Annotated in this window: 19 protein-coding genes; 12 read left to right on the top strand and 7 right to left on the bottom strand. The window is 36.1% G+C overall.

The window, feature by feature from the left end; all coding sequences use genetic code 11:
• The first annotated feature begins 199 nt into the window (after nucleotides 1-199).
• Nucleotides 200-1,888: a methyl-accepting chemotaxis protein gene (locus ND855_RS11180; RefSeq protein ID WP_265358408.1), complete on the top strand. Its 1,689-nt coding sequence runs from the start codon at nucleotides 200-202 to the stop codon at nucleotides 1,886-1,888.
• Here ND855_RS11180 and ND855_RS11175 read toward each other — a convergent pair.
• Nucleotides 1,885-4,227 (bottom strand): Kelch repeat-containing protein, encoded by a 2,343-nt coding sequence (locus ND855_RS11175; protein ID WP_265358407.1) that lies wholly within the window; start codon nucleotides 4,225-4,227, stop codon nucleotides 1,885-1,887. The two genes, ND855_RS11180 and ND855_RS11175, sit on opposite strands and share 4 nt — an antisense overlap.
• Before the next feature lie 438 nt (nucleotides 4,228-4,665).
• On the opposite strand from ND855_RS11175, the gene ND855_RS11170 reads away from it, so the two are divergent.
• On the top strand, nucleotides 4,666-5,622 hold the full coding sequence (locus ND855_RS11170; RefSeq protein ID WP_265358406.1) for an MBL fold metallo-hydrolase: 957 nt from the start codon (nucleotides 4,666-4,668) through the stop codon (nucleotides 5,620-5,622).
• A 60-nt stretch (nucleotides 5,623-5,682) separates the two neighbouring features.
• Complete coding sequence (locus ND855_RS11165; protein ID WP_265358405.1) at nucleotides 5,683-7,272, top strand: hypothetical protein; 1,590 nt, start codon at nucleotides 5,683-5,685, stop codon at nucleotides 7,270-7,272.
• Between the two features lie 50 nt (nucleotides 7,273-7,322).
• Here the strand turns inward: ND855_RS11165 and ND855_RS11160 are convergent, their stop codons facing one another.
• Nucleotides 7,323-7,832, bottom strand: a complete 510-nt coding sequence (locus tag ND855_RS11160) for a hypothetical protein (protein WP_265358404.1) — start codon at nucleotides 7,830-7,832, stop codon at nucleotides 7,323-7,325.
• A 141-nt stretch (nucleotides 7,833-7,973) separates the two neighbouring features.
• Between ND855_RS11160 and ND855_RS11155 the strand changes: the two genes are divergently transcribed.
• Together ND855_RS11155 and ND855_RS11150 are read left to right on the top strand one after the other, a co-directional pair.
• On the top strand, nucleotides 7,974-8,756 hold the full coding sequence (locus ND855_RS11155) for a hypothetical protein (RefSeq protein ID WP_265358403.1): 783 nt from the start codon (nucleotides 7,974-7,976) through the stop codon (nucleotides 8,754-8,756).
• A 74-nt stretch (nucleotides 8,757-8,830) separates the two neighbouring features.
• Nucleotides 8,831-9,940: an MBL fold metallo-hydrolase gene (locus ND855_RS11150; protein ID WP_407658749.1), complete on the top strand. Its 1,110-nt coding sequence runs from the start codon at nucleotides 8,831-8,833 to the stop codon at nucleotides 9,938-9,940.
• Between the two features lie 93 nt (nucleotides 9,941-10,033).
• Here the strand turns inward: ND855_RS11150 and ND855_RS11145 are convergent, their stop codons facing one another.
• Nucleotides 10,034-10,447 carry an SRPBCC family protein gene (locus ND855_RS11145; protein ID WP_265358401.1) on the bottom strand — a complete coding sequence of 138 codons (414 nt, stop codon included), beginning with the start codon at nucleotides 10,445-10,447 and terminating at the stop codon, nucleotides 10,034-10,036.
• Nucleotides 10,448-10,558: 111 nt separating this feature from the next.
• Here ND855_RS11145 and ND855_RS11140 point away from each other — a divergent pair, with 111 nt between their 5' ends.
• The 7 genes from ND855_RS11140 (at nucleotide 10,559) to ND855_RS11110 (ending at nucleotide 15,507) form a co-directional block, all read left to right on the top strand.
• Nucleotides 10,559-11,437, top strand: coding sequence for an Ig domain-containing protein (locus tag ND855_RS11140; protein WP_265358400.1), 879 nt, complete (start codon nucleotides 10,559-10,561; stop codon nucleotides 11,435-11,437).
• A gap of 67 nt (nucleotides 11,438-11,504) precedes the next feature.
• Entirely contained in the window at nucleotides 11,505-12,131 is a 627-nt protein-coding gene (locus ND855_RS11135; protein ID WP_265358399.1) for a hypothetical protein, read from the top strand.
• 51 nt (nucleotides 12,132-12,182) lie between these two features.
• The gene (locus ND855_RS11130; protein ID WP_265358398.1) at nucleotides 12,183-12,716 is read left to right on the top strand and encodes a hypothetical protein; all 534 of its coding nucleotides are present in this window, start codon (nucleotides 12,183-12,185) and stop codon (nucleotides 12,714-12,716) included.
• Nucleotides 12,717-12,843: 127 nt separating this feature from the next.
• The gene (locus ND855_RS11125) at nucleotides 12,844-13,284 is read left to right on the top strand and encodes a hypothetical protein (RefSeq protein ID WP_265358397.1); all 441 of its coding nucleotides are present in this window, start codon (nucleotides 12,844-12,846) and stop codon (nucleotides 13,282-13,284) included.
• A 16-nt stretch (nucleotides 13,285-13,300) separates the two neighbouring features.
• Nucleotides 13,301-13,783: a hypothetical protein gene (locus ND855_RS11120; RefSeq protein WP_265358396.1), complete on the top strand. Its 483-nt coding sequence runs from the start codon at nucleotides 13,301-13,303 to the stop codon at nucleotides 13,781-13,783.
• Between the two features lie 81 nt (nucleotides 13,784-13,864).
• The gene (locus tag ND855_RS11115) at nucleotides 13,865-14,923 is read left to right on the top strand and encodes an alkaline phosphatase D family protein (protein WP_265358395.1); all 1,059 of its coding nucleotides are present in this window, start codon (nucleotides 13,865-13,867) and stop codon (nucleotides 14,921-14,923) included.
• 17 nt (nucleotides 14,924-14,940) lie between these two features.
• Nucleotides 14,941-15,507, top strand: a complete 567-nt coding sequence (locus ND855_RS11110; protein ID WP_265358394.1) for a TetR/AcrR family transcriptional regulator — start codon at nucleotides 14,941-14,943, stop codon at nucleotides 15,505-15,507.
• Nucleotides 15,508-15,511: 4 nt separating this feature from the next.
• Here the strand turns inward: ND855_RS11110 and ND855_RS11105 are convergent, their stop codons facing one another.
• From ND855_RS11105 to leuA2, 4 genes are all read right to left on the bottom strand, one after another.
• Entirely contained in the window at nucleotides 15,512-17,293 is a 1,782-nt protein-coding gene (locus ND855_RS11105) for a TPM domain-containing protein (RefSeq protein WP_265358393.1), read from the bottom strand.
• 10 nt (nucleotides 17,294-17,303) lie between these two features.
• Complete coding sequence (locus tag ND855_RS11100; RefSeq protein WP_265358392.1) at nucleotides 17,304-18,092, bottom strand: DUF4349 domain-containing protein; 789 nt, start codon at nucleotides 18,090-18,092, stop codon at nucleotides 17,304-17,306.
• A gap of 53 nt (nucleotides 18,093-18,145) precedes the next feature.
• The gene (locus ND855_RS11095; protein ID WP_265358391.1) at nucleotides 18,146-19,894 is read right to left on the bottom strand and encodes an N-acyl-D-amino-acid deacylase family protein; all 1,749 of its coding nucleotides are present in this window, start codon (nucleotides 19,892-19,894) and stop codon (nucleotides 18,146-18,148) included.
• A gap of 104 nt (nucleotides 19,895-19,998) precedes the next feature.
• Nucleotides 19,999-21,183, bottom strand: coding sequence for a 2-isopropylmalate synthase LeuA2 (gene leuA2 / locus ND855_RS11090; protein ID WP_265358390.1), 1,185 nt, complete (start codon nucleotides 21,181-21,183; stop codon nucleotides 19,999-20,001).
• Nucleotides 21,184-21,277 lie beyond the last annotated feature (94 nt).

Here is a 21,277-nt window from a genome sequence, read left to right as displayed (position 1 = left end):
AAGTAAAGGATTCTGTAATCCAGATCGAATGGGTGTGGCCACCAATTTCATGCCGATCCAATCTTTATAGTAACAGGGATAGGGAGAAACTGTATTCGCATTTCTCCTAAAGAATTCGATTCCTTCCCAATTATTTTTAGCTCAGAGTAAAAATTATACTCGTTACGAGAGCACTGAAATTTTAGTCGTAGTATAGGATATGCAAACGATACTCAAAATATACTTCCTCCTTAGTTTTTTAGCGTTCGGGATATTATGTTCCCTTGGGACTTTTTTATCACTGCATCTGATGCAGAATTTTGAGGATCAATTTTTAATCCAAATTGGATTTACTCTTGTAATTATAACTCCCGTTAGTTTTTTTATTGGGATTGTTTTTGGAAATTGGATCACTTCCATTTTTATGAAACTGGAATCTGCTTTTAAAGAAGTTGGTTTGGGGAATTTAGGAGTCCAGATTCAGTATAATAAAAATGATATCTTTAAAGATTTTTATCATAGTTTTCATCGTATGATTTTAGCTCAAAGTGAGCTGATCCAACACATTAAATCTTCAGCATCAACTCTATCGAATGAATCACTTGAGATGAAAAAAATTACGAGTGAGTTTGCATTAAATTTGCAATCTCAGTCAGCAGCAACAGAAGAGGTATCCGCATCGATTGAGGAAATATCTGGTGTGGCAACATCCATTTCCAATATTGCAAATGAAAACAAAGATAGTATGTCTGATCTAAAAGAAAAAGTAGAATCTCTGTCTACTGCCATTGATGAAACTGCTGACACAGTAAATGAAACTTTGACTTCTATCCAAGTGATCATTGAAAAAGCAGAATCTGGAAAAACTTCATTGAAACTCATGAATGATGCGATGGAAAATCTTACATCCAGCTCTACAGAAATTTCTCGTACAGTTGATATCATTAATAAAATTAGTGAACAAGTGAATATGTTAGCATTAAATGCTTCCATAGAAGCAGCAAGAGCAGGAGATGCTGGAAGGGGATTTGCTGTTGTTGCCGATGAAGTTTCTAAGTTAGCAGAAAGAACAGCTAACGCAGTAAAAAGTATCGATCTTCTAATTAAGAAAAACCAAAAGGATGTTGAGTTGGGAAGAGAAAGAATTGATTCTACAACTTCCGAAATCCAATCCATCATTGGCACCATTGATGTCATTTCAAGTCATATTGAAGAAGTTAAGAATGCAATTATATCTCAAAAGAATGTGGAAGGAAAACTTTTTAATCTAGCTCAATTTGTAAAAGAAAGATCTGATGAAATTAAAAATGCAGTTAATGAACACAAAACGGCAACAAACGAAGTAATGGTTTCTGTATCGTCCATCAGTGAGATCTCATTTAAAAATTCCGAACAAAGTGAATTTTTGGCAGATAACCTCAATCAATTTAGCAATGCGACAGAGAAATTGATTTCTATGGTGAATCTTTTTAAAACCAATGCAACTGTTTCCCATCAGAATGATTTTTTTAGGGATCCAAAAACTCATAGAATAGAATATTCATCTGAAATTGGAGACATTTACTATGTACCCAATCATCATTTAATTGAAGTTGTGTGGAAACCAAATTACTCAGACGAAGGATACAAATCCATTCTCTTAAAAGCTTTGGAAATCATTGAAAAGTGGAAAATATCAAAATGGTTGGCTGACACAAGACAAATTGGTTTGGTTTCAAAATCAGGGCAAGATTGGGTTAACCTTGAATGGTTTCCGAAAGCAAGTAATTCTACACTTCGTAAAATGGCAGTTGTATTGCCAGAATCAGCTTTGTCTGCCATTTCCATTGAAGACACCACATTAAAAACTGGACTTGTGGAAATGAAGTCGGTTCCCAATATGGAATCAGCTTGGAAATGGTTGGCTTAGTATAAAAAAGCAGAGTCTTTGTCTAATTTGACAAGACCTGCTCTATAACGTTTGTTGGGATTCGTAATGTTCCCAAAAACATAAATTGAGTTCCCATTCGAAATTACTTTTCTTACAGTTGATCCTACTTGGAATTTTGGATCCCAACTATTCAAAGTTAAGTCACTTCGATTTTGTGAAAAAATTCCAACTCTTTGTGCACCGGATACTGTACTGATTAAACCACCTAAGTATATTTTGTTTTCATTTTGGTCAATCGAACGAACGAATTCGGAAGCAGTAGCCAATGTTCCATTTGTTTGGATAGAAGTTAAATCAGGAAGTTGGTAGTAGGATAAACTATTTCCTGGATAAGGTGAAGTAGTTTGGTATTGTCCGCTCATAATCAAACGATTGTCGGAAACAAATATGGAATAAGCAGAAAAATTGGAAGTGAAACTGTCGGTATGTGTTTTTATAAATGTTCCATTGAAACGATTTATTTTTGCTAGGTGAACTGCTGGATTTGAAAAAGTTGTGAATTGACCTGAAGCCAAAAGTTCTTCTTCCCATATTAGTAATGATCTTACGGTATTATTTGGATTGGGAAGAAAATTGGCATCAAAACCACTTTCAATTGAATCAAGTTTAACAATTCGATTCACAGGAATCGAATTGAGAGTTGTAAAATTCCCCGAAGCATAAATTGAATCTTTATGGAAGATCATTGTTTCAATAGAAGATGCAGGAAAGATTGGATTCCAAGTTAATAAAGTTTTTGTATCTAATTGAAAAGCAGCAGTTGATTGGCGTGTTGTGTTGACAATTGACGTGAATTGTCCATGAAGATAGAGTTTATTGTCTACGGCGAGCATTTGAGTCACTATATCATTTGGATTTGGATCCCAATCGGTTGGAGTACCTGTCGCTAAATCCAATTCTGCAAAATAATTTCTAGTCCTTGTATCAATGGCTCCGTACCCACCTCCCAAAAAGAGAACATTCTCTTTTAGTTTTAAAGCTACACCTTGGAATTCAAAATTTAAATTAAATAATCTAGGATCAAAAGAAGTTACTTCATCAGTTTCTATATTCAATTGGAAAAAATATTTTCTTTCTAAGTTTCTAACTGATTCAAAAAATCCAAATGCATAGAGTTTGTCATCTACGATAGATAATTTATAAACATTTGCATACACACCATCTAAATTATAATTGGAAGGTTGCAGATTTCCCGATAAATCTACTTTGAAAATTCCAAGTCTTGGTGTCGATATTTCTCCAGCTACGAACAATTGGTCTTTGTAAATTGCGAGGTCAAATACAGCATTTCCTGAAATTAACAAACTACTGAAAGAGGATGTAACTGTGTTGGTAGTTAAGTCTATTGCCGCGAGTTTTGATCGTGTTACAGTACCGGCATTAAGAGAAGAAAATACTCCGCCCACATATAATGTTCCATCTTTTAATAACAAAGTATTCACCGAACCGTTTGTATCTACGATCGGATAAAATGTGTTTCCGTTATCTTTATGAAGTTTACCTAAATTTCCTGCTCCATTTCCATTAACAGCCGTAAAACTTCCTCCTATATAAATATAAGTTCCGTCAGTAACAAGTGATTTTACATCAGTTCCAGAAACATTTGGTGCCCAGGAATCGATTACCCCAGTAGTTGCATTGATGGAAGCAATATGTTCTCTGTTTGTTGGAGATGGAAAGTTTGTAATCGGTCCATTTGAAGTTTGGAAATCACCCGAGAAGAAGATCCTTCCATCTAAATAAATTAAATCATAAAATATAGAACTCGAAGTATTTAGTCTGGCATCAAAACGTAAATCTAGTTGGCATTTTTGATTGATTTTTGCTATATTATTTCTTGGAATACCTTGTATGTGTGTGAATTTCCCAAGTATATAGAGGTTACCTTCTTGGTCTAAAACGGCATGGTTGATCGTTCCATAAGTGGAACCTACCTCATCAAAAACATCAAGTTGAGGGCAATACGTGGAAGCAATAGGGATACTGGAATCACTCCAGATAAAGGCACCACCACCAGTAGTTGCAGCAATTTGGTCAAAGAGACCACCAATATAAATTTTCCCTTTTGAGATAGTGGCTGTTACAACTTCTGCTGGGCTACCTGTAGTAAACACACCATAACTTACAAAATTTGGTTCATTCCTGTCGATATAAGGAACACAACTTGGAGAACGATCATTCGCTACATTTTTGATGAGTAAGAATGTTAAAAAAGATTTGGAACTAGGATCACATGCATTATTTAATTCAGAAACTTTACATCCAATGGCTAAACAAAAGATAACAAAGAAAAAAGTAAAACGAGAGTAAAAATGCATATAACCACAGGTTAGACACTATTCATTTTTCGCGAGTAAAATAAATAATAAGGTAGCTCTTACAATTTTAAATACTACAACTGATTAGAACTTATCCGAACTTCGAGACTTCAAGTTAAATTGTAATGAATTTTACTTAGCAATCAATTTGTATAGGATTAGATTATCGAAATGAAAATCAAATTCAATTTCCTAACGTATGTATTGTTTTAAAACTTTTACGTATCTAACACTACATGTGGTATATTGAGTGCTTGATAGGATGGCTTACAAAGTATTTTTATCTTGCGAGCCACAGTGACTTAACATTAAACTTAAAAGAATTTCTAAGCCACATTGAAACCTTTGTGAGTAAAAGGAATCTCACCTTTTATCTCAAGATGTATTTTACAATTTTTAGGATCGAGTTGAAATTGAGTCAAAAGAGGTAATCTTCTGATGAAACAAATCCAAACGGTCCTACGATTCTTTCCTTTCCTTTTTTTAACCTTATTTTTTTCACATTGCCATGTGAGTTCACATACTTACAAAAATTATACCATCATTTCCTCTAACCAACCATTTACACTTCCCATCAAACCAAAGACATATGTCGATTTCCAAACCATTAAGGCTGCTGATTGGGAAGTGCCACTTGCCGGTTTATTGGATTTAGAGGATCCAAAATCCAAACTTGCCAATCTAACAGACAAACTAGAACCAATTTCAATTTATTTTTATTTGGTCAAACACCCAAAATATGGAACCTTTATGATCGATTCTGGGATCGGGGAAAGTTTTACAAAAGGGAAAGACCAAGTTCCGGTCAATTCCATTGTTGCCTCTCAAATGAATTTTGATAAATTAAAGGTCTATGAAACAACAAAGAGTTATTTAGAAAAAAATAAAATCCAATTGAAGGGAATCTTTTTTACACACTTACACCTGGATCATGTTATGGGTGCCAGTGAGTTAGACCAAAACATTCCTTTTTATGTTGGTCCAGGTGAGATGGACCATTCACAATTCATCAATGTTATTGTACAAGGCTCTACCAATCGTTTGTTAGGAGAAAATCCAAATTTATTACAACTTGATTTTGGTGATGTGAATTCTGGTACTTTTGTTTTTGATTTTTTTGGAGACCAAAGTTTTTTTATCATCTCTGTTCCGGGTCATACAAGGGGAAGTTTAGCATTCTTTATCCCTTCCAAAGATGGTGGTCATTTGGTTTTAGGTGATACTTGCCATACTCGTTTTGGTTGGTTAGAAAATATAATCCCAGGAACATTTACAACAGATCCAAAGTTGAATCGTCTGAGTTTGGATACTTTAAAGGGCATTGCAACTTATCAAAAAACCAAATACATTTATCCAGGCCACCAAGAAAGAATCGTATCCAAAGAACAAAAATAAACGATTGATTCTTTTTGAAAATAATAAAGACTCTATGTTTCGATTGCCCGAGGTGATTCGATGAACCAAAAGAAATATCTATGTTTGTTAATTTGTCTTTCCTTTTCTTCACTATTAGCAGTTGACCAAGTGACTTGGAACCAAGCAGACCAATTTTTAAAAAAACAAGATTACCTTTCTGCATTCAAACTATCGGAAAAGATTGTCCAATCGGATCCAAAAGATAGTTTTGGTTGGTGGCTTCGATTGGCTTCTTCTTCTCAATTGGCGAGTAAAAAAGGCAAATGGCCAGACGAATGTATTAAGAGTGCAAACCAACATGTTTTACTCGTTCCTGAAGAAGAACCATCTACTTTGACAACTGCAATCTGGTGTCTCAATCATGATGAGCGTTATCCTGAAATGGTTTCCCTCATCCCGAAGGTCATTCCGAAAGCTAGGGAAAAAATTGGAGATGCCAATTATGGATTGTTGATAAATGTATTAACTATCGCCTATATGAAGTTAAATGAAAGGTTAAAGGCAAGGGAATTTTTATTTGAAGGTCTCTCCTCATTATCAGGAAAAGATGCTGCCATGAATACTGGTTATAATATCGGTGACCTGTTTATCGATTCTGAAATCACAATGGACGAAAGGGAAAAATGGCATGAACTATTTCAGAATAACCTGTTCAAAGATAAATTGTCCAATGCACTCATACCAGCAATCGCTTGGAATACTTCCTTACTCACTGATGAATATGTAAAAAAAGGGAAATACAATTACGCTTTTGATACCATATCAATGTTATACCCAGATATGGATGCCCAAGTAACCTCATATTGGAATTTTTTACGAGATCAACTTTTCATTAAATACAAGGCATTACAATTTCGAACAAAAAAATTGAAAGAAGAACCTCGTAGAAATTTAAAGATGATTTTTTTGGTAGTCCCTCGCACACGATTCAAAGATCCATTACCAAATCAATTGAGTTCCTATGGAAATATGGATACAGACTTGTCGGAAAAAGATTTATCTGATTTATTATTAAGTTTTATTTACTTTCGAGATTCATTCGAAGATGTATCGAAGGGAATCCATTGGGATTATGAAGTGATACGAACCAATTCAGAAATCACTTCCACAAATTTTCGAGATGAATCCTTTCGTTTTGTGATGCAACCTTCGATTGAATCCATCCAACCAGCCCTTTCAAAGGACATACTGGATCAAATCAAATCAAGTGATGGAGTGGTTGTTGTTTGGCCAGGTGTGAAACAACCTAATCGAGTACTCATTACGAATGGGGGAGGCACAGAATGGAACTATGGAACTGATACTGATCCAGAAGTGAGACTGACCATCCTTTCGGATTCCAATAAAAGTATCGCAAGTGGAAATCATGCCAACCATCCCATTTTCATTTACCATGAATTATTCCATGTTTTGGAATGGGCATACCACAAATCCAATTTCCCTAAAAAAGACCACCCTTACCAAAGGAGAAAAGAGTGGCCTCGGGATTACCAAGGAAATACAGAGTGGGATTTTTACTCAGAAACCTTTAACAAACGTATGATGACAGAAGACCAAATGGATCGATTGTTTTGGATAGGAAGAAAAGAAGGGTTTTACGGAATCAAAGTCAAAGAAGAAAAAAAATAATACAGTCGTTTCTAGTATTATTTGCCATTAAAATTGATTGAAATGTAAAGTTAGATGGTTCCATCTAACTTTGCTTCTTTTAGGATGGAATGGATTTGGTGATTCAATAAATTTTGCATTTCTGGATTTTCGAGGAAAAAGGGCCAGAGTGGTAAAAATATCCATCCATTATATATTTTGAATTTTGATTCCCTTCTATAATTATTAGCTTTTCCAGTTTCTTGATTACGAATGCTTACTTCTGTCGTGATCGTTTCATAAGTGATACTCGGTAAGATTCCAAATGATAGTCCCGTGATCCAAACACCAATGCCTTCTTCATGTTTTCTGGTTAGAAACACTAAAGCAAAAACTTCATCATCTTTATATCCAACTTTGACTGATTTGAAATAACCAGCTGTTTCAAATGCTTTTTGTAGTAGTTTTCCTTCATTGATGACAATTTTTGGATGGTCTATTGTAGATGGGTTGTAAATGGTAATGGATTTTTGGGATGGGTTTTGTTTTAAGGACAGGATGAATTTTGTGTCTACGTCTGATAAATTTTCAGCAAACGTCATGCAGTTGTTAATGGTTAATAAACAAAGTATGTAAAAATAGAATCTGACTCTAGAACGCATCGCCAAAGAATGTATTCTTCCCACCTAATGGCAAGTTATTTTTTCTTGACACCACTAATTTACAAAACATAGTATTCTACTATGGCATTTTACCGTATAACATCTGTCTTAATTCTATTTCTCGCGTATATATTGATTTCTGTAGGGTGTAAAGCGACAACAGAACGACTATTTGATCCGAGTGATTCAAAATCAGAGTCAAAAAACACTCTAATCGGTTTTTTATTATTAGATGAGACTGAGCGAAATGATCTTGCGATTGCAGTTAGTTATGTTAGCTTACAACCGTTATCAGGGGAAAATGTAAAGATAGACGAGATTGTAGAACTAAATCCATCTCTAGACATCTACAGAGGTTCTTATATCAAAACTTCTTTTCATTATTTTGAAGAAGAAAAAGAATCTTATATTTCATTTTCCAATCATCCTAAAAAATCAATTTTTAATCCAAACAAGTTAGATGGTGACAAAGAATATTTAATTAGGGAATTGAATTGGACTCGGGCTTGCGGAGATAAATGTAGAATCAATATGAGTTCAATGCTAAACCCTTTCAAAAGTGCCAATACATTGAAAATCAAAGGGAAACCAGGAGAGATTGTTTTTCTAGGAATTTTTACGATCAAAACAAATCAAATTTCTGGCACTTCGAGTTTTACCATTGAATTCAATCGAATCTCGGACAATTCGGAGTTCTACCAGAGACGGATTGATCCCGTTCAGGAAAAAATAATTTTTGATCCTCAGTTTGGCAAAAATCAAAAATCAGCAGAAATTCAGTTTTTGAGATCCATTTTGGAAATGCAAAAATCTGGGTTTTGGTATGAAAAGGCTAAAGAAAATTTAAAAATTCTGACAAGATAAGTTTGAAATCATTTTTTCCGAATACAATATGTCTAATTGAAACAGCTGTGTTTGGAGAAACTTCTTTGCCAACAATTCTCATATCCTTATCAATCGTCGTTTTATTTTCAATTTCATTTTTCCAATGTAAGGCGTTTGGAAAAGACCCAGAAGGTTCCCATAAGGAATTGATTCAAAAATCAACTCATTACGATCATTCACGCGAACAGTTCGTCAATCGACGGCCAGATGTACTGGAGAAAATGAGGGAAGGTCAAAACTTCTTTTCTCTTTTCGTTAAGTTTATGTTTGGTGGTGACAAATACCAGAAACCTTCCGTAAAATTACCTGAAGAAAAACCAAACTTTCAGGAATTTTTAAAACCTGACGAAAGTATCAAATTTATTTGGTTTGGGCATTCTACATTCCTTGTGAACATAGAAGGAACCATTTTACTTTTTGATCCAGTTTTTTCTGGGTCAGCAGCACCCTTTGCCATTATGGTCAAACGATTCCAGGATGCTGTTGTGAAATTAGAAGAATTACCAAAAATCGATTATATCATTATCTCGCATGACCATTACGATCATTTGGATATGGAAACGATCGATTTTTTTAAATCCAAAGAAACTCGTTTTCTAACTCCACTCGGTGTTACATCCCACTTAAAAGAATGGGGGATACCTGAAGATCGGTTCACAGAACTTGATTGGTGGGAAAAGTTTTCCATAGGAAAAATTCAAATCGTTTGTACACCTGCCCAACATTTTTCTGGTAGGAGAGGGATGAATGGAAACCAAACCCTTTGGTCTTCTTGGACAGTGATTGGTGAAAAAGAACGATTTTATTTTAGTGGGGATTCTGGTTACGATATCCACTTCAAACAAATCGGAGATACATACGGTCCCTTTGATTTGACCTTTATTGAAAATGGACAATACAATCCTATGTGGGAAGCGGTTCATGTTTTACCAGAACAAACTGCAAAAGCACATTTGGATTTAAAGGGAAAACGATTGGTGCCTGTCCATTGGGGAATGTTTAATTTATCCCTTCATAGTTGGTATGAACCTGCTGAAAACATTGAAAGAGAATCAAAAAAGTATAACATTGATTTGATGACTCCAAAATTTGGACAGTTGGTAAAACTAAAAGAACCAAATCTTTTGGAACGGTGGTGGAAAAAATACATAGAAACCGATTGAGTTTCTTTGTCCAACAATCCAAAGGAGAATTGGATTGTTGGTTTTTGTCTTCAACTAAGGGTAGTTAGTTGTAAATGAAACAGGAATCAATTTTTAATTTGTTTCAACATAGTGTTTGAAATTATTTAAGATTGATTGCCATCCATCTTTTTGCATTTCCACTGGATTTTCATTCTCTGCATCAAAAACAACAACCACTTCTGTATTGGGAGATTTTTCCAAAAATTGAACCTTCACCTTTCGTCCGTCAGGCATTGTGTATGACAATGATTGAAAATCTTTCACTTCATCGAAAATGGCTTCAAAATCGAATCCAAAACTTCCATCTTTTGCTTCCATCCTTGCAAAATACTTTCCTCCCGATACTAAATCCACTTTTGCAGCTGGACAATGCCAAGAGGGATCTGCAAAATTCCAAGATGTAATGTGAGATGCGTTTGTATAATATTCCCAAACTTTTTTTCGATCGGAAGTGATGGACGCGCTTATTGTAATTTCTGTAGGCATAAGAGAAAATGGATTCAGTTTGTAACACCTGAGTCAATGAAATTTTCCCATCTTTTTTGAGACCAGTCGATAGAAAGATTTACCCCATTTTGATACAAGGTGGTTCAACAAATGGGGAAAAAAATCGATAACAATCGTTATGCAAAAATTCTAATGATGATTTCATTGGTTTTCGTTTTACTTAATTGTTCCGACAATTCGAGTTCAAATTTTGCTAATTGGGTGGAAGGAATCCTTCTTGTGGTCAAAGTGCCACAAGTTGATACATCGAATGAATCAAATGAGCCAACATTAGAGAATGAATTTGAGATCCACTCCATCACACCAGACGTACTTTTGGAAAATACTAATTTTGTGATCACTGGAAAAAATCTTCTATCGTTATCTCCGAATGAATTGTGGGGAGAAGGTGGTGATAAGTATGTTTCCTTTACAAACACTTCTGATGATGAAATTCAGGCCCAAGTGAAAGTATGTCCCAATTCCATGATCGAAGTTCTAATTGTCAGTCCATCGAAAGGAAAAGAAAAACGACTTTTGCCATGTCTCGGATCGTTTCATTATTCGTTCCGTTCTTACTTTTTGGAAACCAACCAAGAGATCGAAAATTTTGAACCAAGGGCTTTGAATCCTTCCTTACAAGGGTTAGTGAATTTAGGTGAGATTGTGTTTGGAATTGAACCTAAGCTTCCGAGTGGAATTTCTTTCGATTCCAAAACAGGAATTGTAACGGGTGTCCCCACTAATTCTACCAATCAAATGTTTCAGTCATTTCAAGTGACAGCTTCTTTAAAAACGAATCCAGAACTCAAAATCCATTCTGAATTTAGACTCATTGTTCTAACCAATGAAGAAAAAAACAACAGAACCTGTCGTGAGATTTCTGCTACATCAACTTGTAATGGTCCATCACCTCATGTTTGTTCCAACAGTGGAAAATGTTTTATGAGTAAACTCGCGTGTATCTCAGACAGTGAATGTGGTCTTTAAAAAAAGGAAAACCTCTATTTACAAATCAAAACCAATCCGAAATGATGTGAAAGTCAGGTGGTCACCATTGAAATATTCACATCTATTTTTTGTTAGTTTTTTAACTCTTGTTTTCCCACTCCTTGCCATTGATGAAAGTAAAGAACCAAATGTTCAATATACACTCCAAATCAATGGAAAGGACTATGATCTCATAGCAGATGTTCCTAAAAAAGTAAATGGAAATTTCCAAAATTTAAATCTATTGCTGAAAGCAGGTAAATGGAAAGAGTTCTCCTATGGTGGAATTCAGTTTTCCTATTTAGCATCCTTTACTTGGGAAGCTGATATACAATCCGATAGTGATAAAAGTTGGGTTTTGTCTGGTAATGATTTCAAAATCATGTATTTTGTTTTATCCGAGGCGATCACAATCGAAGATTATACTAACGCATTTGCCGATCGTATGGGAAAAGAAAATACACAAATTTTTGATGTAGAAGATCGTTTTGGAAACCAAACTTACTCAGGAAAAAAATTATTTGTGAAAATATCTGGTGTGGACCTTGTATACGAAATTTATTTGATCCCTACTAGGGAGGGAACAAGGATTTTAACATTGCAGGATGCACCTGAAAGTACAGACAAATCGAGTCTGGAAAAAATCCAAATGATGGAACAAATTCGGAAACAGTTTACGATTCTCAAACAATAAAGGACCAACTTCGTATTTTTTTACCTATTCGTTTTGACAAGTAGGTAAAGTATGCGTAAGTTTTGTTTATTCCATTTCTGTTTATTTTTGTTTGTTTTCCAATGTTCCTCACAAGAAGACAAAGGACTCATTCCAGGAACCAAAATCACTGGTGATCCGCTCGGTGATGTTTTGGTATTTCTTGCATTATCCAATCCACCATGCCAATTTTTGACGAATGAAAATGCAGGAATAACATTCGTTTTACGAGAAGGGCAAACATCTATTTGCAGTGCACAACTTGTCAATGGTTCCCTTCAAGTAGAAAAATCGGGAAAATACCAAGTCCAATCATTTGCAGGTAAACAGACTTTATCTTCCTCCAGGTGTAATTCCCTTTCGTTTGATTTTCATGTCAAATTGAAGGAAGGTAACACAGAATTATTTTCTTCACAGAATCCCACTCCAAGTGAAATCAGTTTCGAAGTGGGAAAACAATACCAAATTTTGGCTTCTGGTCTTGTTGATCCTGATTTGTACCAGTGCCAAGGGCGACCCGTTTCCTCAGCGGTTACCGCTTACCGAATCCAATTCCAAAAACTTTAATTTCATTAGTTTTCCTCACTTCAAAATCCATAACCAAAAAAGAAAGTCGAAGGACTGATTTAGGTAGTATCCGCAAATGCGGATAACTACCATCGCTTTTCTTCCGTTAGGAGGTTATACTTTCCCTATGAGGTGGCTCTTTTTGATTCTCCTAAGTTTCCTTTCTTGTACCAGTTTTGACCGTATGGTTTTTTTAGGCATCGTTGATGATTCGGTAAGAGAAAAGAGAAACGACTACCTTCGCCGGCAAGTTGCCTTAGGTTACAATTCGGAATGTTTGGTCCTGCCAAGTGAATCGATTCCATTTTCTAGAATGGAACCTTGTCCTGTTGGGGATTTCAGAAGTGTTGATTATGATCGATTGATCAAAGTAGAAGGTCGCCTCCATGTCTGGTATGTTCCAAGTTATGTATTAGAAGGACATTCCAATTTAGAGTTTTACAAAGACGTCACACTTGGACGAGGTCCATTCCATAACCGGTCGTTAAAGGAAAATATCCTCCGACAATCTATGTCACAAAGTCAAAATCAAAATCGAAAGATACCTACCTTACAATATTCGAAATGAAAGGGGATTTGAACAAATGACTCAATATTGGATTCTATTTTTCACTTTTGCCTTTTGTATTGTTTGTTCGGGTCGGCAAACGAACCAAGAGTATACAACGTTGGATGAACCTGCTAACCCCATCAAAGTAAGTTCAGTAGGGTTTGCAAAAAGATATGGTTACAATTCCGAATGTTTGGTTTTGATGCAAGGGCCTGTGCCAAGCCGATTGGAACCATGTGTTGTAGGTGATATGCGGTCCGCATCCATGATGTATAAAGAAACGGAAGTGACCGTCACGGGTGAAACTGCACAATTTGAATGGCAAATGACAGGGATGGTGTATTCACCTTTTGTGAACGAAACCTACTACCAAAATGCAATTTTATACCGAGGATCCTTGTTTCGAAAATCAGACTTTCGAATTGAAATGCGATCTCCATATCCGACCATTGTTCCTTATTTGACAAAGCCTTCCTACCAATACCCAAGGCATGGGTATTACAGGTATGGCAGATAAGGATTTGCGATTGACGTTACCTAAACATCCATCCAAACTTCTATTAGGAGATAGGCCTCAACTCGTTCTATCATTTCACGAATGAAACATTTTTTCTTTATCCTTCTATGTCTTAGTTCACTTACCATTCCTCTGCTAGCAAAGGATTCAAAAACTCTTTCGATTGGATTTGGTTCTTGTTTACACCAAGAAAAAGAAAGCCCGATTCTAAAAACCATCCAATCAGAAAAATTGAACTACTTGATCATGTTAGGTGATAATATTTATTCAGACCAATTGTCTGCAAATGATAAAATTCCAGCTTATGAAAAACAATTCAATCGACCAGAATGGAAAGCCATTCAGAAAGACACCAAACTACTGTTTACTTGGGACGACCATGATTACGGAGTCAATGATAGTGGTGCAGAATATGGTGACAAAATAAATTCCAGAAATATATTTTTAAAATACGTTTTGCCAATGATGCCAAAACAAATCTCTCTTGGCACAGAAAATAACGAAGGGATCTTCTATTCGTATTGGATACCATTTCAGGGAAAAAAGATCCATATTGTCATTCCCGATACACGTTACTTTCGTTCTCCATTAGAGAAGAGTTTTTATTCTTTTTTGACTGGCAAAAGCCAATATCGTCCTTCTTCCGATACAACTCGAACCATTTTGGGACAAGAGCAGTGGGAATGGCTTACAAAAGAACTATCAAAACCTTCCGATTTACTCATTTTTGTATCCAGCATCCAAGTATTACCAACGGAACAACCATTTGAAAAATGGAATAATTTTCCACATGAACGAGAAAGGTTATTGTTAGCCTTACAAAATGCTAAGACAAAGGGATTGTTACTTGTATCAGGAGACAGGCATATTGCCGAAATCCATGAATACAAAATCCAAAATAAATCGTCTTTGATTGAGATTACATCCAGTTCACTCAATTTGCCTCTTCCATTTTTACCTTTAGAATATGATTCCGAATTGAAAATTGGGACTGCTTACAAAAATGAAAACTATGGAACCATTCAAATTTCTTTGAAAGATGGGATGTTACATTGGTCGACATCCATCAAGGATGTAAAAGGGAATTCTGTTTTAGAGATTCAATCTAATTTGCCAGCGGACCAGTTAGAAAAAAAATAGAGAATGGAGTCATCATTTTGAAACCCAAAGATAAGATTTTAGAAAGTTCATTTGCTTTGTTCCGAGAGAAAGGATTCCAGGCAACTGGGATCGCAGAAATTTTAGAAAAGGCCGGTGCGTATAAAAAAACTCTATATGATCATTTTCGATCCAAGGATGACATTGGTTTTGAATACCTAAACTATTTGTCCGAACAACAACGGGTTGTGATGTTAAAAGTATTAGGGAAAGCAAACGACCTTTCTGACTTCATTGATAAATGGGTAAATTTTATTGTTAGAAACCAGAGGAATACCTCTAGAAAAGATTGTCCGATAGCATTGTTTTCCGGTGAAATTTCCCACCTGAACCAATTTGACTCGTATCGGAATCGTGCCATACAACACGTGTTAGAAACTGTTGAAATTTGTATCCTAAAATTCGAACCAAGTTTACGCCTCGATCTTGTAAAATCCCTGAGTTATGAACTTTATATGAGTTATTTGGGTGGATTACGTTTGTATGCACTCACAAAAGATCGCAAGGTCATTGAAAGGATGAAATCACAAATGATCCATTCAGCACAAAGATTGATCAAAGTTTAAAATTTTATGACCAACTTCCGCTTGCACCACCACCACCTGACCTTCCTCCTCCGCCCGAGTAGGAGCTACCAGAGGAACGATAACTGGATCCTGATCCAGAACTTGAGCTAGAACCGGAACTTGTAAAAAAGTCTCGAGTGTGGGAACTGACTGTGGTTGACCAACCGAGTTTCCGAAAGATAAAACTGAAGATCGTGGTTAAAATGGCTGAAACCAACATTGAAAACATTACATATATGTTAGGTGAATCAGGTAAAAGATACATCTTCGTTCGAATGATGACACCGATCACATAAAAGAGTCCATAAAAGAAGATAATTCCCTCACCCGAAGCCAACCCAATCCATAGGAAAAAAAACATCAGCATAAAGAATAATTGAAACACAAAATGTGGTTCCTTTATGTTGATGTTTGTAATTGAGTTAGACGATGTCGATTGAGATGAATTTTCGTAATTAAAATCTTTTTGGTAACGAAGTGAATTGAGGTAAGTGTCAATTCCTTCCGCACTTCGAATGCAGATCCAATCAATGTCTGCAACTTTTAATTCAGATGTGATCGCATTTGTGATCGTTTGCTCCAGTTTTGAAGTTTCAATGAGGTAACTAGTGGATCCATTTGTTGACTCAACCATCGAGTTTTGATCGGTATAAACCAAGAATTTTTTTTGATTTAAGGAAAAGAGTAAGGTAATCCCAGGTGACTTTCCAAAAGCCAATTGGTGGTATTTTTTTCCTTCTTCCGTTAAATCACTTTTTGTATCTAAGAAAAGAATTTGAATTCCAATCTTGTATTCTGTTTCTAACTTTCGAATGGTTTCACCTGCCCTGTCATAAGAGAATCGTTCTAAGGAATCATAAGGATCGTATATACCTGTGCCTTTTTCGATTTCGATTTTGTTATTATGACGGATATGATCTAACATATCTAAATATGCGCGGTATGTATAATTTGTAAAATCTCCTGTTCGACTTTCCTGGTATCGATTACGGAAGATACTCCTGATTTTGTTTTGGCTGAGAGACCAGTAAAAATCTGGGCTTGTCACGATTGTGCCTTTGTACTCATTTTTAGGTGAAGTGACAAAAATCACTGAACTTACATTTTGCGAAGATTTCTGTTGTTGTAAGAGTAGGTGATTGGCTGCACCTTCTAAAGCAAATTGGGATTCTAATGGAAGCACACAGAATTTAAAATCAATCGATCGAATCGATTTTGTTTCCTTTATGAGGTATGGAATTGTATCGGAGTGTAATTCTGAATTGGTATCACTAAATGGTTTTGCGCAATTTTCATTCGTTAACTTCGGTGACTGAGTCCGGAGTTGTTCTAATATGGCAGTGACTCCAGAGATCATCGCCATAGAAGGATTTCCAGCTTTCATATTGGGGATGATGATTTCATCAATGATACGTTTTGCAATTAAATCAGTAAGGATTGATTCCAGTCCATAACCAACTTCAATCCTTACTTTCTTATCGTTTGGAGCAAGTAACAATAAAATTCCATTGTCTTTATCTTTTTGTCCGAGTTTCCATTGTTCAAAAACAGCAACTGCTTCTCTTTCAATCGTACTTTCTCTTAAACTTTCTGTAATATAAATCACAACTTGATTGGAAGTGATTTTTTCCTCTTCCAGTAAAATGGTTTCTAGTTTTGATTTGGTATCTATTGGCAAATATCCACTTGGATCAACAACAGGTCCTGTGAGTTCCGGATAGGAGCCAAAGGGCATTTTACATGAAAAAATACTAACTAACGTTATGGCAAAGAATAGTCTTTTCATACAATAAAACTTATTTTTCTTTTGGAATTTCTTGGATGAATAACCAGATGAATCCATCTTTTACTTTGCCAAGTCCCAAATATAACCAATAGAAAGGATATCCAATTGGTCCGGGTTGGTATTCTTTTTGAACAACTGGTTCCCATTTTTGCCTTACATGAACGGTAACAGTCGAGAGTTGGACTGCTTGGGATAAATACTTTAGTTTTCCTTCCCATCGTTCTATGGATTCAGATACTTTATTCAGTTCTGCTTCAACTTTTAAAGTTTCTTCCAAAGTTTTTGCAGTCTTTAAAATTTCTAATAACCGAGTCCGCATCTTCTGTGCATTTTCTAAACGTATCTCTGTATCCAAATAATCTTCTGTAACATCTTTGGCAGAAACATCTTCAGAATAATTATGTGATTCCTTTTTTAAACTGCTGAGAAAGTTTTTTAGATTTTCCTGCGGGATTTTTAACTGGATGGTTCCTTGGGAACTGTATTGGAGTGCATATCCTCCAAACGATTCTGCCAATTTGATGATTTCTAATACTTTTGGTTCAATTTCCTTTGATTGTAAATTCACAACAACAGTATAGATCATCATCCTTTTTTGGGATTTGTTTTCTTGTGGTTTGCCTTCAGGTTTTGGAGAGGAAGAAACACCTGGTGAAGCTTTGGATTCCTCGTATTCATCTCCCGTACTCCGCGAGGCATATTCTCGTTCGCTGCGACTCGCACTAGAACATTGGATGTGTAAGAGAAGTAAGGTGAGAAGGAAGGAAGAATATAAAATTGAAATCGAGTTTGGTTTCATGGTTTGGTTGGATACTGAATCTAATCGATCCAGAATCCAACTTCAAACCTTTTTTAAACGCCGATTTGTGATTCTAAAAAGCGACCATACCCTCGTTCTTTTCCTAGTCCTGCGACGGGTTTGCCACCATCCACTGCCAGTTTTCCATTGATGAATACTTTTTTGATGGTTTCATCATTACGACGAACCCATCGTTTAAAATCCTCCATAAACGGCATCGGAGCTTCGACGTCTTTCGCTAAAGAGTCGTCCAATTTGTTTGGATCAATGAGGACGAGGTCAGCACGTTTTCCTTCTTTGATATAACCTGCATCAATTCCAAACCAATCACCAATTTCACCAGTAAGTCTGTGAACAGCTCTTTCTATACTCATAAATGGTTTGTTTTCCAATTCAGCATCTCTAACTAGTTTTAACATACGAAGAGGAAAGTTATAATGTGCCATTCCCCGAAGGTGAGCACCAGCATCTGAAAATCCGATGAGAATATCTGGATAGGAAACTATTTTTTGGAGTGGTTCCTTTCTATGGTTAGCCATTACGGTATACCACCTAACTTTGTTTCCATGCTCAGCCACTAAATCCAAAAATGCGGTTACGGAATGGACACCTCTTTCTTTCGCTACATCATCGATTGATTTACCAATGAGTGATTTGTCTGGTGCATCAACAATTTTTGTTTCTCGAAAGTTTCTATGAAACACTCGAGGTAAAAACCAATTTGTCCATTGTCTTTTAAACCAAGATCGATAGTTTGGATCCTTCATTAATGTTTTTCGTTCCAATTCATCTTCAATGTGGTTTGCTTTTGCACCAGCAGCAAACTCTTCAAACACAACCACATCCATCCCATCGGCATACAGATCAAATGGTTCAGGGAGAGCTTGGAATCGAAAGTCAGATCGGAAAAGTTTATTTGTAATCCTTCCAATCACACCTAATAATTTATACAAACCTGGATCAAATTTTACATCCATTAGAGAGATGATGGTTGTTTTTAATGGTTTTCTAAAAATACCGAATGCCTCTTTTAAAAACATCAAAACGTTGATTTTAGTGGAAACGTTTGGAACACCTTGGAAAATTTTTCCTCGTTTCCTAAGAGTTTTGTTTAAAAACTCATACTCACTCCAGTTGGCAAACGTTGAAGGTAGTGGTCGTGAACGAAACCGGGAACCATCCATTTTATCCCAAACAAGTGTATTAATCGATAAACCCATAAAACCAGCATCCAATGCTTCTTCTAGGTGTTGGTTCATTTTATCTAACTCTTGTTTGGTTGGTTTTTCTCCTTTTGTTAATGATCTCTCCAATCCCATGACATGAGCACGGATTGCTGAGTGACCTGCAAAGGAAGTTACATTGGGACCTAATGGAAGATCGTTTAAATGTTTTTTGTATTCAATGGCAGAGTTCCAATTTTTTTTACTCTCTAATATCGATAATACATTTTTTCTAGGGATTGCTTCGACACGGCTAAACATATCAGCAAGGTCTGTTGGATCTCCCACTGCCAAACTCAAAGAACAACTTCCAAGAGAAATTGTTGTAATTCCATGTCTTACTGATTCAGAAAGATCTGGAGCCATTTCAATTTCAGCATCATAATGAGTATGAAAATCGATAAAACCTGGAGTGAGCCATTGGCCTTTTGCATCAATGACTGTCTCTCCTGGTTTTGCACTCAATTCAGTTTTAGAAATCGTCTCCACAATTCCGTCTTTGATCCGCACATCTCCAATAAACGATGGGTTTGTGCTTCCATCAAAAATACGTGCTTGTTTGATAAGAGTTTCTGCCATGATACCTCCAGAAAAACCATTCGAAATTATGGCAGATTGACAAAGATTTGTCAACGATTCCTGATGATTTGCCTCAAGTTTCTCTGGACAAAACCCTTCACTGTTCACTGATAGGTGAGAATCGATCTGCTAAGTTCCACTAACTCTGTTTCGGTGATCTCTCGATTGTTCTCTTTGGAAGAAATTGATTTTGCTACTGAAAACAAACGGTGAATCTCTTCTTTTGAAACTTCGATCCCTTTTTGGCGTAACAAAAATTCAATGGCTTTGTGGCCAGATTGGTTAGTGAACGAGATCGTTTCTTTGTCAAATCTACCCACAAATTCTGGTGAAAAGGTTCGATAAGCACCTTTGGATTGGTTAAGTGTTTTGGTGACACCATCTTGATGGATACCTGATCTATGTGAGAAGATGTCTTCACCGATGATAGGAGTTTTTTCTCCAATCGGAATTCCCGTTAATTCTGAAATTCGTTTTGCAGTTGGATAAATCCTATCAAAATGAATGTTCAAAGATTCACCATTTTGGTGTAAAGCAATTACGGTTTCATACAAATTAGTGTTACCCGCTCTTTCACCAAGTCCATTCAAAGCCACCTCTATTTGTTCTGCACCAACATACACAGACTCTACCGATGTAGCTGTTGCCATACCCAAATCGTTATGTGTATGAATGGAAATCATTGCTTTGTCTCCAATGGATTCCTTAATATCCTTTACCATATTCACAAAAACCATTGGGCGATAACGTTCCACTGTATTTGGCAAGTTGATGATATTGGCACCTGCTTCGATGGCAGTCATAAATGCAAGTTTTGTGAATTCGAAGTTTTGGATGGCATCACCAAAATGTTCGCCTGAAAATTGGATTTGGTGGTTGGGTCCAACAATCGAACGTGCAAAAGAAACAGAAGATTTAATTTTTTGAAGCACTTCTTTTTCTGAAATCTTTAACACATGTTTAATGGAAAAGTCACTAACAGGATACACAATATGCATACGAGGTGAGTCTGCATGTTGGATGGCTTCCCATGTAACAGCGATTTCTTTTTCATTGGCTCTCGACAAGGCAGCAATTGGTTTGCCCTTTGGTGCTCGTTTGGACAAAACTTGGCAGGTATAAAATTCGGATTCATTGGAAGAAGGAAATCCCACTTCAATGCCATCTACGTTTAAACTTACTAGTAAGTCGAAAACTTCGATTTTTTCGTTAAGTGTCCAAGGTCTTTTTAAAGCTTGGTTTCCGTCCCTTAAGGTAACGTCTTGGATGTGAATGGTTTTTGGTTTCATGGTTCCTCCGTATTTCGCGATCTCACTACCGACCGGGGGAACAAATAAAAAAGCCCACTTCCCGGTTGGGAGTGGGCTTTGTCACATAGCACTC

Source organism: Leptospira paudalimensis (assembly GCF_026151345.1).
In the GTDB taxonomy this organism is placed as follows: Bacteria; Spirochaetota; Leptospiria; order Leptospirales; family Leptospiraceae; genus Leptospira_A; species Leptospira_A paudalimensis.
The sequence above is the reverse complement of the archived record's forward strand: the minus strand, read 5'-3'. Positions and strand labels throughout refer to the sequence as shown.